This window comes from Dokdonella sp., assembly GCF_017744955.1.
Classification (GTDB): domain Bacteria; phylum Pseudomonadota; class Gammaproteobacteria; order Xanthomonadales; family Rhodanobacteraceae; genus Dokdonella_A.
In genome coordinates this window covers 621,294-635,666 of sequence record NZ_JAGIAG010000002.1, presented here as the reverse complement: position 1 = coordinate 635,666, position 14,373 = coordinate 621,294, and the positions used below count along the sequence as shown (strand labels likewise).

General features: G+C 67.9%; 8 protein-coding genes. All 8 read left to right on the top strand.

Features of this window, described 5'->3' with window-relative positions; genetic code table 11:
- Positions 1-91: 91 nt before the first annotated feature.
- The 8 genes from J7520_RS07790 (at position 92) to J7520_RS07755 (ending at position 14,356) form a co-directional block, all read left to right on the top strand.
- The gene (locus J7520_RS07790; protein WP_291186561.1) at positions 92-2,095 is read left to right on the top strand and encodes a TonB-dependent receptor; all 2,004 of its coding nucleotides are present in this window, start codon (positions 92-94) and stop codon (positions 2,093-2,095) included.
- 367 nt (positions 2,096-2,462) lie between these two features.
- The gene (locus tag J7520_RS07785; RefSeq protein WP_291186202.1) at positions 2,463-3,482 is read left to right on the top strand and encodes a LacI family DNA-binding transcriptional regulator; all 1,020 of its coding nucleotides are present in this window, start codon (positions 2,463-2,465) and stop codon (positions 3,480-3,482) included.
- 92 nt (positions 3,483-3,574) lie between these two features.
- Positions 3,575-6,532 (top strand): TonB-dependent receptor, encoded by a 2,958-nt coding sequence (locus J7520_RS07780; protein WP_291186199.1) that lies wholly within the window; start codon positions 3,575-3,577, stop codon positions 6,530-6,532.
- A 136-nt stretch (positions 6,533-6,668) separates the two neighbouring features.
- Positions 6,669-8,165 carry a glucoamylase family protein gene (locus J7520_RS07775; RefSeq protein ID WP_291186196.1) on the top strand — a complete coding sequence of 499 codons (1,497 nt, stop codon included), beginning with the start codon at positions 6,669-6,671 and terminating at the stop codon, positions 8,163-8,165.
- 56 nt (positions 8,166-8,221) lie between these two features.
- Entirely contained in the window at positions 8,222-9,457 is a 1,236-nt protein-coding gene (locus J7520_RS07770; RefSeq protein ID WP_291186558.1) for a sugar ABC transporter substrate-binding protein, read from the top strand.
- Positions 9,454-10,332, top strand: coding sequence for a sugar ABC transporter permease (locus J7520_RS07765; protein ID WP_291186193.1), 879 nt, complete (start codon positions 9,454-9,456; stop codon positions 10,330-10,332). Before J7520_RS07770 ends, J7520_RS07765 begins: the two co-directional genes overlap by 4 nt.
- A complete protein-coding gene (locus J7520_RS07760) occupies positions 10,329-11,153 on the top strand; it encodes a carbohydrate ABC transporter permease (RefSeq protein ID WP_291186190.1) in 825 nt (274 codons plus the stop codon). Before J7520_RS07765 ends, J7520_RS07760 begins: the two co-directional genes overlap by 4 nt.
- Positions 11,150-14,356, top strand: coding sequence for a discoidin domain-containing protein (locus J7520_RS07755; protein WP_291186187.1), 3,207 nt, complete (start codon positions 11,150-11,152; stop codon positions 14,354-14,356). Before J7520_RS07760 ends, J7520_RS07755 begins: the two co-directional genes overlap by 4 nt.
- The last annotated feature ends 17 nt before the right edge of the window (positions 14,357-14,373 follow it).

Genomic DNA, 14,373 nt, shown 5'->3' with positions numbered 1-14,373 from the left:
GCCATTCCGACCCGCAAGCATGACTTCCGGCAGGACTGGCGCGCCTCGGTTGCGTAATAATATAACATTACTCTGTCGAAAACACCCCACCCTGGCGCCTCCCACGATGAAAAGAACTGCCCTGGCCTGCTGCATCGGCTTCGCCCTGCTCTCCTCCGCTCCCGTCTTCGCCGATCCGGTGGACGACGCACCGCCGCCGTCCAACGACGCTGAGCCTGCGACCAAACTGAAGGACGTTGTCGTCACCGCCGTGCCGCTCGGCCAGAGCGCCGACCAGATCGTGACGCCGGTCAGCGTGCTCGCCGGCACCGAGCTGGACGACGCGCGCAGCGGCACCATCGGCCAGACCGTCGCCGGCGTGCCCGGCGTGCAGACGACCGCCTTCGGTGCCGGCGCGGGCCGCCCGGTCATTCGCGGCCTCGACGGCTCGCGCGTCGCCGTGCTGGCCGACGGGCTCGGCTCGGCCGACGTCTCCAACGTCAGCCAGGACCATGCGACCACGGTCGAGCCGTTCCTCGCCGACCAGATCGAAATCCTCAAGGGCCCGGCCACCCTGCTCTACGGCTCCGGCGCGATCGGCGGCATCGTCAATCTCGTCGACGGCCGCATCCCGCAAAGCGCGCCGGCGAACGGACTCTCGGGCCGCACCCAGATCGGCTACGACAGCGTCTCCGGCGGCGGCACCGGCATGTTCCGCGTCGACGCCGGCGGCGACGGCTTCGCGCTGCACGCCGACGGCCTGTATCGCCACGACGGCGACTACGACATTCCGGGCCGCACGCTCGACAACAGCTTCGCGCACAGCAAGTCCGGCGCGCTCGGCGGCTCCTGGCTCGGCGACTGGGGTTATCTCGGCCTGTCGGTCTCGCGCTACCTCAGCAACTACGGCAATCCGGCCGAGCCCGGCGATCCCGCCGAAGGCGAACCGGCCGTGCGCGTGTCGATGGGACAGACCCGCTACGACCTCAAGGGCGCGCTGAACGCGCCGTTCGCCGGCATCGACAAGGCCGAGTTCAGCTTCGGCCACAGCGACTACCAGCACGTGGAATACGAAGGCAGCAAAGCCGGCACCACGTTCACCAACCAGACCGACGAGGGCCGCGTGCAGCTCACGCATGCGCCGCTGGCCGGATGGACCGGCGCGTTCGGCCTGCAGGCCTTCCACCGCGATTTCGCCGCGATCGGCGAGGAAAGCTTCGTACCGCCGACCTCGACCAAGGGCGTCGGCCTGTTCGTCACCGAGCAGCGCGAGTTCGGGCCGCTGAAAGTCGAACTCGGCGCGCGCACCGATCGGCAGAGCAGCACGCCGGACAACGGCGACAAACGCGACTTCAGCCCGCTCAGCCTCTCCGCCGGCTTCGCCTGGCGTTTCGACGACGCCTGGCACATGACGCTCAACCTCGACCGCGCACAACGCGCGCCGGCCGAGGAGGAACTGTTCTCGCACGGCCCGCACGCGGCCTCGGCGACGTTCGAGATCGGCGATGCGAACCTCGCCAAGGAAACCGCCAACCAGGTCGAACTCGGCCTGCACTACCACAGCGAGTTCGTCGAGGCGAAGGTCGCCGCGTACTACAACCGCTACGACGACTTCATCTACCTCGCCGACACCGGCGAGATCGAGGACGACCTGCCAGTGCGGCAGTGGTCGCAGCGCAACGCGAAGTTCCGCGGCGGCGAAGCCGAAGCGACCTTCCATCTGGCCAAGAACGCCAGCGGTCACTACGACCTGCGCGTATGGGGCGACACCGTGCGCGCGACGCTGGCCGGCGGCGGCAACCTGCCGCGCATTCCGGCGGCGCGTTTCGGCAGCGAACTGAGCTGGCGCAACGACGACTGGCGCGCCAGCCTCGGCGCGACGCGCTACTTCGAGCAGGACGACGTGGCCGAATTCGAGACCGACACGAAGGGCTTCACCCTGGTCAACGCGCGCCTCGCCTGGAGCTTCTTCAACAACGACCGCTCGAGCTGGGAAGCCTTCGTCAACGCCGACAACCTGACCAACCAGACCGCACGGCTGTCGACCTCGCTGATCAAGGACCAGGCACCGCTGGCCGGGCGCAACTTCGCGATCGGCGTGCGTGGGATGTTCTGACCGAAGCCCTGCGGCGGATCATGCTCGCCCAGAATGATTTCTCGCAGAGGCGCTGAGAAAAGCATCGACTGAACTCTTTTCCTCTGCGTTCTCTGCGTCTCTGCGAGAAACTTCTTTCAAGAATCACGCCGCAACGTCACCGCTCGCGCGGCGCCGACGCATGCAAACGCGCTCTCTCGCAGACGCATAGAGCGTCAAAAAACGCGCAGGCGGAATTCTCTCCTCCGCGTTCCCTGCGTCTCTGCGAGAAACCTTCTTCCCCAACGCCCCAACCCTCGAAATACGCCTCGCTGCTGTGCCGCAGCATGACAAGCACTTCGACCGTCCCGCATGATGTAAACGTTTACATCCGCGAGACGGGCGACACTTGAGCGTGACGATCAAAGACGTGGCGAAGGCGGCCGGCGTATCGGTCGCGTCGGTCTCGCGCGCCCTCAACGGCCACGACAGCGTGACGCCGGATACACGCCAGCGCATCCTCGACGTCGCCGCCCGCCTGCGCTACATGCCCAACAGCGCCGCGCGCAGCCTGATCACCCAGCGCACGCAGACGATCGGTGCGGTGCTGCCCGACCTGCACGGCGAATTCTTCTCCGAGCTGATCCGCGGCATGGACGCCGCCGCACGCGCGCGCGGCCTGCACCTGCTGGTGTCCAGCTCGCACGGCTCCGCCTCCGAGGTCGGCGAGGTCCTGCGCACATTGCGCGGTCGCGTCGACGGCGTGCTGATCATGTCGCCGCACGCCGACGCCGTCACATTGGCCGACAACCTGCCGGCTGCGCTGCCGACGGTGCTGATGAACACGCGCCTGGCCGGCGGCGACTACCTGTCGCTGTCGATCGACAACTACGGCGGCGCCTACGCCATGGTCGAGCACCTGGTCGCCTGCGGCCATCGGCGCATCGCCTTCGTCGCCGGGCCGCCGAACAACTTCGACGCCGACGAGCGCCTGCGCGGCTACCGCGACGCGCTGAAGAAACGGCTGCCGAAGCAGGCGCCGGAGATCCTGCAAGGCGATTTCAGCGAGGAGTCGGGCTATCGCGCCGGCCTCGCCGTGCGCGAGCTGACGCCGCGCCCGCAGGCGATCTTCGCCGCCAACGACATGATGGCGATCGGCTGTCTGTTCGCGCTGAAGGAACTCGGGCTGGACGTCCCCGGCGACATCGCGCTGGCCGGCTTCGACGACATCCCGATCGCGCGCTTCGTCAGCCCGCCGCTGACCACGATGCGCGTGCGCATCGCCGATCTCGGCAGCCAGGCGCTCGAACGGCTCGCCGCGGCCATCGACGGCCAGGCCATGCCACGGCTCGCGCACGAGCTGGAGTGCAGCCTGGTCGTCCGCCATTCCAGCGGCGCGGAGCCCGCGCTGGAAACCGATACCAGTTGACCGGCACCACCAGAGCGGAACGGCGCTCGCGGCCGTTCCTTCGCCACGTTTCGTACGTCAAATCCGGAAACTCCCGGGGAGAGGAGCAACGAATGAAAACGACACCGATCCAGTTCCGTCCCGCGTCGCGCAAGCTGCTCGCCTGCGCGCTGGCCAGCTGCTTGTGCGCCGCCACGCCGACCGTGTTCGCCCAGGCGGTGGGCGCCACGTTGCGCGGCCAGGCCAGCGCCGGCGTCGAGGTCACCGCGACCAACGTCGACACCGGCCTGAAGCGCCAGACGATGGTCACCGCCGACGGCAGCTACGCGTTGGCCGGCCTGCCGCCGGGTACGTATCGCGTCAGCGCCGGACCGGGCGCGGAGAAAACCGTGACGCTGTCGGTGGCGTCGACCGCCACGCTGAACTTCGCCGCCGGCGAGCCGGCACCGTCGGGCGGTACCCAGCTCGAAGGCGTCACCGTGACTGCGAGCGCGCTCGCCGAGGTGAAGACCTCGGAGATCGGCGACACGATTTCGCTGCGCCAGATCAACACCGTGCCGCAGGTCACGCGCAACTTCCTCGAATTCGCCGACACCGTGCCCGGCATGGCCTTCAACCGCGATCCGGTCAACGGCACCTACTCGCTGAAGAGCGGCGCGCAGTCGGCCAACGCGATCAACGTCTACGTCGACGGCGTCGGCCAGAAGGGCTACATCCTCAAGGGCGGCATCAGCGGACAGGACAACAGCCGCGGCAACCCGTTCCCGCAGCTCGGCATCGCCGAGTACAAGGTGATCACGCAGAACTACAAGGCGGAGTACGACCAGCTCAGCAGCGCGGCGATCACCGCCGTCACCAAGTCGGGCACCAACGAATTCCACGGCGAGGTGTTCGGCAACTACACCAGCGACACCTGGCGTTCGCCGTATCCGTCCGAACTGAAGGCGGACCACAAGGTGCCGTCGCAGGACCAGGAGTACGGTCTCTCCATCGGTGGCCCGATCGTCAAGGACCTGGCGCACTTCTTCTTCACCTACGAGGGCAAGGACTACACCACGCCGGTCGCCGTCGTCCCAGGCGTGAGTCCGCTGCCCGGTCCGCTGCCACCCGGCGTGGGCGACGCGATCGGTCCGGCCTCGCAGGCGTTCAAGGAAGACCTGTACTTCGGCAAGATCGACTGGCAGCCGACCGACCGCGACCTGATCGAATTGACCGGCAAGTACCGCGAGGAAGCGCAGACCGACAACATCGGCAACACGCGCGCGCCGTCGTTCGCGGTCAACATCGTCAACGACGAGAAGCGTGCCGACCTGCGCTGGCAGCACACCGCCGACCGCTGGCTCAACGACCTGCACATCACCTGGGAAGACGCCGAGTGGGGTCCGCGCCCGGTCAACAACGGCATCGCGCGCATCTACACCTACCCGCTCGACCAGGACAAGATCGTGCTCGAAACCGGCGCCGGCGCGAGCTTCCAGAACAAGAGCCAGAAGGGACCGGCGATCCAGGACGACTTCAGCCTGACCGACTTGCACTGGAACGGCGACCACCTGGTCAAGATGGGCTTCAAGTACAAGGAAGTGAAGCTGAGCACGCAGGAGATGAATCCGGCCAATCCGCAGTTCTTCTACGACGTGACCTCCGGCGGCACCGCGGACATTCCGTGGAAAGCCAAGTTCGGCGTGCCGCTGGCCGGTGTCGGCAACGGCAGCGCCGAATCGAAGAACAAGCAGTTCGGCCTCTATTTACAAGACGACTGGGTCGTGAACGAGCACCTGACCCTGAACCTCGGCGTGCGCTGGGACTACGAGAAGACGCCCTCGTACCTCAGCTACGTGACGCCGGCCGACGTCGTCTCCGCGTTGCGCGGCTGGTCCAACATCAACAACCCGGCGTCCGGCATCCGCATCGACGACTACATCAGCACCGGCAGCAACCGCAAGGCGCCGAAGGACCAGTGGCAGCCCCGCGTCGGCTTCGCCTACGACCTCGACGGCAATGAAGAGCACGTCATCGTCGGCGGCGCCGGCCGCTCCTACGACCGCGACAGCTTCGACTACCTGCAGCTGGAGCAGTCCAAGGCGACCTTCCCGACCTACGAGATCCGCTTCAACTCGGCCGATCGCGGCTGCGACACGACGCAGCCCAACTGCATCGACTGGGATCCGCGCTTCTACGACATCAACAACCTGCGCTCGCTGGTCAGCGCGACCGGCGGCGGACGCGAGATCAACCTGATCAACAACAACCTCAAGGTCCCCTACTCCGACCAGTTCAGCATCGGCATGCGCAACAAGGTCGGCGACTGGAACACCAGCGTGATCCTGTCGCGCATCGTCAGCAAGGATGGCTTCGCCTTCGTGCTCGGCAACCGGCAGCCCGACGGATCGTTCTGGTTGCCGGGCAACGGCGGCCAGCCATGGGGCTTCCCGATTCCCGGTTTCGGCTCGCTGATCCTCGGCAAGAACGGCATCGAGACGAAGTCGAACTCGCTGCTGCTCTCGCTGGAGAAGCCGTACACGAAGGAATCGGGCTGGTACGCCTCGGTCGCCTACACGTACACGGACGCCGAGGAAAATCGCAAGTCCGGCGAGCAGTACTCGCTCGACGAGCCGGACATCAAAGACTACCCGTGGCTGCAGTCCTCCGGCGTGTCCAAGCACCGGCTGGTCGCCGTCGGCAGCGTCGACGGCGCGTGGGGTCTGACCTATACCGCCAAGCTGACCCTGTCCACGCCGCGGCCGCTGTCGGACATCGCCTGCTACGATCCGACCACGCACTGCACGCCGTCGGCGATCACGCCGCACGGTTCCAGCTTCCTCGTCGGCGGCCCGATCTTCGGCACGCGCCAGATCGACTTCGCGGTCAACAAGAACATCGACCTGACCGGCGGGCTCAGCATGTATCTGCGCCTGGACGCGATCAACTTCTTCAACTTCAAGAACTACTCCGACTACGTCACGAACTGGGGCTCGAACGGGCGCTTCCTCGGCTACGCGCCGTTCAACAAGTCCGGCAACATGTTCACCGTGCCGCGTACGTTCAAGTTCACGATGGGCGTGCGGTTCTGATCGCCCGTGCGCGCCGATGCCACCCGTCACCGGCGCGCACGCATCCGCTCCACGCTCGGGAGCCGGCCGTCCGAAGGAACTGGATGGCCGGATTTTTGTCAGCCAATCCGTTCCTCCGTCGCTTCGAAATCCTCTAGTGTCCGCTTGCCATAGAACCATCCTCCCGCGCCTCGTCTTCCTCCTGTTCGCCGCCGTCGCGCTCGGCGCCTGCCAGCGCAGCGAGCCCGAACCGCCCCCGACTCCGGTCACGCCGCTGCTGCGCCCGCAACTGACGCCGCTGTTCGACGACGTCGAGAGGCGCACCTTCGACTACTTCTGGGAAACCGCCGACCCGGACACCGGCCTGATCCCGGACCGCTATCCGTACACCGAGGCGTTCTCCAGCGTCGCCGCGGTGGGCTTCGGCCTGACCGCCTACGGCATCGGCGTCGAACGCGGCTACATCACGCGCGAGCAGGCGGTCGAGCGCACCTTGCTGACCCTGCGCACGCTCGAAGGCCTGCCGCAGGGTTCGCGCAACGACGGCATGGCCGGCTACCGGGGATTCTTCTACCACTTCATCGGACTGAAGACCGGCGCGCGCTACGCCGACTGGGTCGAACTGTCCTCGGTCGACACCGCGCTGCTGCTCGGCGGCGTGCTGTTCGCGCAGTCCTACTTCGACCACGACCAGCCGGGCGAAGCGGAGATCCGCCGCCTCGCCGACACGATCTACCGGCGCGTCGAATGGCCGTGGATGCAGGTGCGCCCGCCGCTGATCTCGATGGGCTGGTATCCGAAGCAGGGCTACATCCCGTACGACTGGGAGGGCTACAACGAAGGCATGCTGGTCTACGTGCTCGCGCTGGGCTCGCCGACGCAGGGCATCGGCGCGGACGCGTGGAACGCCTGGACGAAGAGCTATTCGCGTTCCTGGGGCACCTTCCACGAGCAGGAGTACCTCGGCTTCGCACCGCAGTTCGGCCACCAGTATTCGCATGTGTGGATCGACTTCCGCGGCATCCGCGACGCCTACATGCGCGAACGCGGCTTCGACTACTTCGAGAACAGCCGCCGCGCGACCTACGCGCAGCGCGCCTACGCGATCGCCAATCCGATGGGCTGGAAGCTCTACGGCGAAAACATCTGGGGCCTGACCGCTAGCGACGGCCCACAGGGCGCCAAGCTCGACTTCGGCGGCTCCGTACGCGAGTTCCGCCACTACTCCGCGCGCGGCGCCGGCCTCGCCGACGCCTTCGACGACGGCACCATCGCACCGACCGCCGCGGCGGCCTCGCTGCCGTTCGCGCCGGAGATCGTGATTCCGGCCGTGGAGGAGATGCACCGCCTCTACGGCGCACAGATCTATTCCAAGTACGGCTTCCTCGACGCGTTCAACCCGAGCTTCAACTACGACATCCCGCTGCAATCGGGCCAGCTGATCCCGAACTTCGGCTGGGTCGCCAGCGACTACATCGGCATCGACCAGGGCCCGATCATCGCGATGATCGAGAATTACCGCGACGACTTCGTCTGGAACGTGATGAAGAAGAACCCGTACATCCGCAAGGGGCTGGAACGCGCGGGCTTCCGCGGCGGCTGGCTCGACGAAGCCGCAAACGCGAAGGCTCCCGCTGCGAAGAAGGCGCGGTGAAAGGCGCGTCGCTCGAGCGGAAAGGACTTCGGCGTTGCGCGGCGATTCTTCTCGCGCTGCCGTTCCTCGCCGCCTGCGCGCGTTCCGAACCGAACGTCACCGTCCTGAAGTTCTGGGCCGTCGGCCGCGAAGCCGAAGTCGTGCCGGCCCTGCTCGCCGACTTCGAGCGCGAGCATCCCGGCCTGCGCGTCGAGGTGCAGGCGCTGCCGCTGACCGCCGCGCACGAGAAGTTCCTCACCGCGTTCGCCGGCGACGCGCTGCCCGACGTCGCCCAGCTCGGCAACACCTGGCTGCCGGAGCTCGCCACGCTCGGCGCGCTGGAACCGTTGCAGGAGCGCGTCGACGCTTCGCCGGTCGTGCGCCAGGACGACTATTTCCCCGGCATCTGGGACACCAACGTCATCGACGGCCGCCTCTACGGCGTACCGTGGTACGTCGACACGCGATTGCTGTTCTATCGAAAGGACCTGCTCGCGCAAGCCGGCTTCGCCGAGCCGCCACGCGACTGGGACGAGTGGCGACAGGCGCTGGCGGCGATCAAGCGCAACGCCGGCCCGGACAAGTACGCGATCCTGCTGCCGCTGAACGAGTACGAGCCGCTGCTGAATCTCGCCGTGCAGATGCCCGATCCGCTGCTGCGCGAGCGCGACACGCGCGGCAACTTCGAAAGCGCGGGCTTCCGCCGCGCGTTCGAGTTCTACCTGGACATGTTCCAGCAGGACTGGGCGCCGCCGATGAGCGCGACGCAGATCTCCAACGTCTGGGACGAATTCGCCAAGGGCTTCTACGCGTTCTACATCACCGGCCCGTGGAACGTCGGCGAGTTCCGCCGGCGCCTGCCGGCGGAACTGCAGGACGACTGGGGCACCGCGCCCCTGCCCGGCCCGGACGGCCCCGGCGCCGCGGTCGGCGGCGGCAGCAGTCTGGTGATGTTCGCCAGCTCCGCGCGCAAGCCGGAAGTCTGGCAGCTGATCGAATTCCTCTCGGCGCCCGAGCAGCAGCGCCGCCTGCACGAACTCTGCGGCGACCTGCCGCCGCGGCGCAGCTCCTGGAACGCACCCGCACTCGCCGACGACCGCTACGCGCGCGCGTTCCGCGACCAGCTCGAACGCGTGAAACCCACGCCGAAGATCCCGGAGTGGGAACGCATCGCGCAGGAACTGCGCCTGGCCGCCGAGCGCGCCGTGCGCGGCCGCGAACCGCTCGACCAGGTGCTGCCGCAGCTCGACGCGCGCACCGATGCGATCCTCGACAAGCGCCGCTGGATGCTCGCGCACGAGGCGGCGCGATGAGCGAACGCCGCGCCGCCTGGCTGTTCGCCGCGCCCGCGCTGATCGTCATCGGCGGCTTCTTCTTCGTGCCGGTGCTGGCTGCGTTCGCCCTGAGCCTGACCGACTTCGACCTGTACGCGCTGGCCGACCTGCGCAACCTGCGCTTCGTCGGCCTGCACAACTACCTCGACATCCTGCAGACGCCGCTGTTCTGGAAGTCGCTGCTCAACACACTCTATTTCGTCGGTGTCGGCGTGCCGCTGTCGATCGCCGCCTCGCTCGGCGCCGCGCTGCTGCTCGATTCCAAGCTCGCGCGCTGGAAAGGCTTCTTCCGCACCGCGCTGTTCGCGCCGGTGGTCACCACGATCGTCGCCGTCGCGGTGATCTGGCGGTATCTCCTGCACACGCGCTACGGCCTGATCAACTACACGCTCGCGCATTTCGGCATCGCACCGATCGACTGGCTCGGCGATCCGCACTGGTCGATGCCGGCGATCATCCTGTTCGCGGTGTGGAAGAACTTCGGCTACAACATGATCATCCTGCTCGCCGCGCTGCAGGGCATTCCGGGCGAGCTCTACGAAGCGGCGCACATCGACGGCGCCTCGTTCCGGCAGCGCCTGCGCCACATCACGCTGCCGATGCTGCGCCCGGCCCTGCTGCTGGTCGCGATCATCACGGTGTCCGGCTACTTCCAACTGTTCGCCGAGCCGTACGTGATGACCCAGGGCGATCCGCTGCAGAGCACCGTCAGTGTGCTGTACTTCATGTACGAGGAAGGCTTCAAGTGGTGGAGCCTCGGCCGCGCCTCGGCGATCGCGTTCCTGTTGTTCGCGCTGATCCTGCTGGTGACGCGGGTGCTGCTGCGCTTCGGCCGCCGCGGAGACTACGCATGAAGAGCCCGCTGTGGCAGCGCTTTGCCGTCAATGGCCTGCTGATCGCGATGGCCTTCGTCGCGCTGTTTCCCTTGCTGTGGATGCTCTCGGTGTCGTTCATGCAGCGCGGCGAGGCGAGCACGTTCCCGCCGCCGCTGCTGCCGGCGCAGGCGACGCTGGCGAACTACCGCGAATTGTTCGAGCGCGCCGGCATGGGGCGCTACCTGCTCAACAGCCTGATCGTCGCCGGCGCGACGACGCTGCTCTCGCTGGCCTTCAACCTCGCCGCCGGCTACGCCTTCGCCAAGCTGCGCTTCGCCGGGCGCGAGCGCGTGTTCCAGGTGCTGCTCGGCGCGCTGGTGATTCCGGCCCAGGTCACGATGATCCCGCTGTTCCTGATGATGAAATGGCTCGGCCTGGTCAACAGCTACGGCGGCGTGGTGGTGCCGCTGCTGGCCGGCGTGTTCGGCATCTTCCTGGTGCGCCAGTACGCGCGCTCGATCCCGGACGACCTGCTCGAAGCCGCGCGCATCGACGGCGCCGGCGAGCTGCGCATTTTCCTGGCCATCGTGCAGCCGGTGCTGAAGCCGATCGTCGTCACGCTGGCGATCTTCACCTTCCTGGCCAGCTGGAACGATTTCATGTGGCCGCTGATCGTGCTCAGCGACCAGACCTGGCAGACCGCGCCGGTCGCGCTGGCGTCGCTGTCGCGCGAGCACGTGCAGGACAACGAATTGATGATGGCCGGTTCCGTGGTGACGATCGTGCCGGTGCTGGTCCTGTTCCTGGCGCTGCAGCGGCACTACATCCAGGGCCTTCTGCTCGGGAGCGTGAAGGGATGAGACTCGGCATCGCGCTGGCCGCCGCGCTCCTCCTCCGCACTGTCCTCGCCGGCGCGACCGAAGCACGCCTGCTCGACGATTTCGCCGATCCGCAGGCCTGGACCGCCGTCGCCTCCGATCAAGTCGAGGCGAAGCTGCGGCCGCTGCGCGACGGCGCCGCGAATGCGCTCTGCCTCGACTTCGACTTCCACGGCGTCTCCGGCTACGCCGCGATGCGCCGCACGCTGCCGGTCGACTATCCGGACAATTACGAATTCTCGTTCCGCGTGCGCGGCGAGGCGCCGGACAATGCCCTGCAATTCAAGCTCGCCGACGCCAGCGGCGACAATGTCTGGTGGGTGAATCGGCCCGATTTCTCCGTTCCGCGCGAATGGCGCGAGCAGCGCTACAAGCGCCGCCAGGTCGACTTCGCCTGGGGGCCGATCAAGGACAAGACGCTGCGCCACAGCGACAGCGTCGAATTCACGCTCTACGCCGGCAACGGCGGCCGCGGTTCGGTCTGCTTCGACCGGCTGACCTTGCGCGAACTGCCGCCGGCGCCGACGAGCTGGCCGGCGCCGCACGCGCGCGCGAGTTCCGAACGAGCCGATGCACCGGCCGCGAACGCCGTCGACGGCGATGCGAACACGCGCTGGCGCAGCCGCCGCGGCGGCGAGCAGACGCTGACGCTCGATTTCGGCGCGCCGCGCGAATTCGGCGGTCTGCTCCTGCGCTGGGCCGACGGCGCGCATGCCTCGCGCTACGACGTCGACCTCTCCGACGACGGCGAGCACTGGCGCACCGTGCGGCGCGTGACGCAAGGCAACGGCGGCATCGACCCGCTGCATCTGCCCGAATCCGAATCGCGCTACCTGCGCCTGAGTCTGCACGACGGGCCGCGCAAGGACTACGCGATCGAGGAGATCGAGATCAAGGATCTCGCCTTCGGCGCCTCGGCCAACTCGTTCTTCGCCGAACTCGCCCAGGCCGCGCCGCGCGGTCGCTATCCGCGCGGCTTCTACGACGAGCAGACCTACTGGACCGTGGTCGGCGTCGACGGCGGCCACCAGACCGGACTGTTCTCCGAGGACGGCGCGCTCGAAGTCGCGCGCGGCGGATTCTCGATCGAGCCGTTTCTGCTCGAGACGGAAGGCCGGCAGCGCCGCCTGCTGAGCTGGGCCGACGTCGACCTCTCGCACAGCCTGCAGGACGGCTACCTGCCGATTCCGCGCGTGCACTGGCGCCGCGACGACCTCGCTCTCGACGTCGAGACGTTCGCGACGTCGACTGCCGGACCGGCTGCACCAGAAGCGCAGGACTCGAACCTCTACGCGAGCTACACGCTGAAGAACGAAGGCGCGAAACCACGTTCGCTCACCCTCGCGCTCGCGCTGCGGCCGTTCCAGGTCAACCCGTCGGTGCAGTTCCTCAACACGCCGGGCGGCATCAGCCCGATCCACGAGCTGGCTTGGCGCAAGCCGTCGGACGACGGGCGCGAGGCGGTCTACGTCGACGGCAAGCCGCGCGTCTACCCGCTCGACCACGCCGACGGTTTCCGTGCCAGCGCGTTCGACGCCGGCATGGCGACCGATCGTCTCGCCGACGGCACGCTGCCGGACGCGAGCGCGGTGCGCGACGACACCGGCTTCGCCTCCGGCGTGCTGCTCTATCGCGTGGACCTGCCGCCGAATGCCGCGCGCACGATCGTGTTGCAGATGCCGCTCGACGGCGCCGCACCCGCCGACCAGTTCCAGGTCTTCGCCGAGACCTGGTATCGCCTGTTGCGCGACAAGACCGCGCAGGAGTGGCGCGAAAAGCTCGACCAGGTGCGCTTGCGCGTGCCGGCCGCGGGCCGCGCGCTGGCGGACACACTGCGCACCGCGCTCGCACACATCCTGATCAACCGCGACGGTGCGGCGATCCGGCCCGGCACGCGCGCCTACGCGCGCTCGTGGATCCGCGACGGCGCGATGACCTCCGAGGCGCTGCTGCGCCTCGGCCGCGACGACGTCGCGCGCGACTACCTCGCGTGGTACGCGCCGTACCAATTCAAGAACGGCAAGGTGCCCTGCTGCGTCGACCGGCGCGGCTCCGATCCGGTGCCGGAGAACGACAGCCACGGCGAGCTGATCCACCTCGTCGCCGAAGTCTGGCGCCACGGCGGCGACCGTGCCCTTCTCGAAACGATGTGGCCGCACGTCGATGCCGCCGCGCGCTACATGGACGAGCTGCGCGCGAGCGAACGCACGCCGGCCAACCGCTCCGGCGAACGCAAGGCGCTGTACGGCCTGATGCCGGCGTCGATCAGCCACGAGGGCTACTCGGCCAAGCCGATGCATTCGTACTGGGACGACTTCTGGGCGTTGACCGGCTACAAGGACGCCGTCGACCTCGCGACCGCGCTCGGCAAGGACGACGCGGCGCGGCGTCTGGCGCGTTCGCGCGACCAGTTCCGCACCGACCTCTACGCCTCGATCCGCGCCGCGGTCGCGGCGCATCGCATCGACTACCTGCCCGGCGCCGCCGAACTCGGCGACTTCGACGCGACCTCGACCACGATCGCGCTGTCGCCCGGCGGCGAGCAGGCGCGCCTGCCGCAGGACCTGCTGCGCAACACCTTCGAGCGCTACTGGAAACAGTTCGCCGAACGCCGCGACTCGACCGCCTGGAAGGACTACACACCGTACGAATGGCGCACGGTCGGCACCTTCGTGCGGCTCCGCTGGCGCGAGCGCGCGCACGAGGCGATCGAGTGGTTCTTGCACGATCGCCGCCCGGCCGAGTGGAACCAGTGGGCCGAAGTGGTCGGACGGCTGCCGCGCGAATCGCGCTTCATCGGCGACATGCCGCACGGCTGGGTGGCATCGGATTTCATCCGCTCCGCACTCGACCTGTTCGCCTACGAACGCGAGGACGATCGTGCCCTGGTGCTCGCCGCGGGCGTACCGGACGCATGGCTGTCCGGCGACGGCGTCGCGATCGAGAACCTGCGCACGCCGTACGGAAAACTCAGCTATTCACTGCAACGCGAAGGCGACGCTCTGCACCTGCGCATCGCCGATACCGGCGCGAAGCCGCCGGGCGGTTTCGTCTTCGCCGCGCCGAAGGAATACGTCGGCGGCGAGGCGTGGCTCGGCCGCGAGGCATTGAAGTGGCGCAGCGGCGAGCTGGTCGTACGCGACCTGCCGGCCGACGTGATCCTGCAGCCGGCGGCGCAGCGCTGACAGGTTGCGTGATGGTC

Bases quoted from the DNA above. Each gene is read 5' to 3' on its own strand.
- J7520_RS07780 (WP_291186199.1), top strand. From the start codon at position 3,575: ATGAAAACGACACCGATCCAGTTCCGTCCCGCGTCGCGCAAGCTGCTC.
- J7520_RS07765 (WP_291186193.1), top strand. From the start codon at position 9,454: ATGAGCGAACGCCGCGCCGCCTGGCTGTTCGCCGCGCCCGCGCTGATC.
- J7520_RS07760 (WP_291186190.1), top strand. From the start codon at position 10,329: ATGAAGAGCCCGCTGTGGCAGCGCTTTGCCGTCAATGGCCTGCTGATC.
- J7520_RS07755 (WP_291186187.1), top strand. From the start codon at position 11,150: ATGAGACTCGGCATCGCGCTGGCCGCCGCGCTCCTCCTCCGCACTGTC.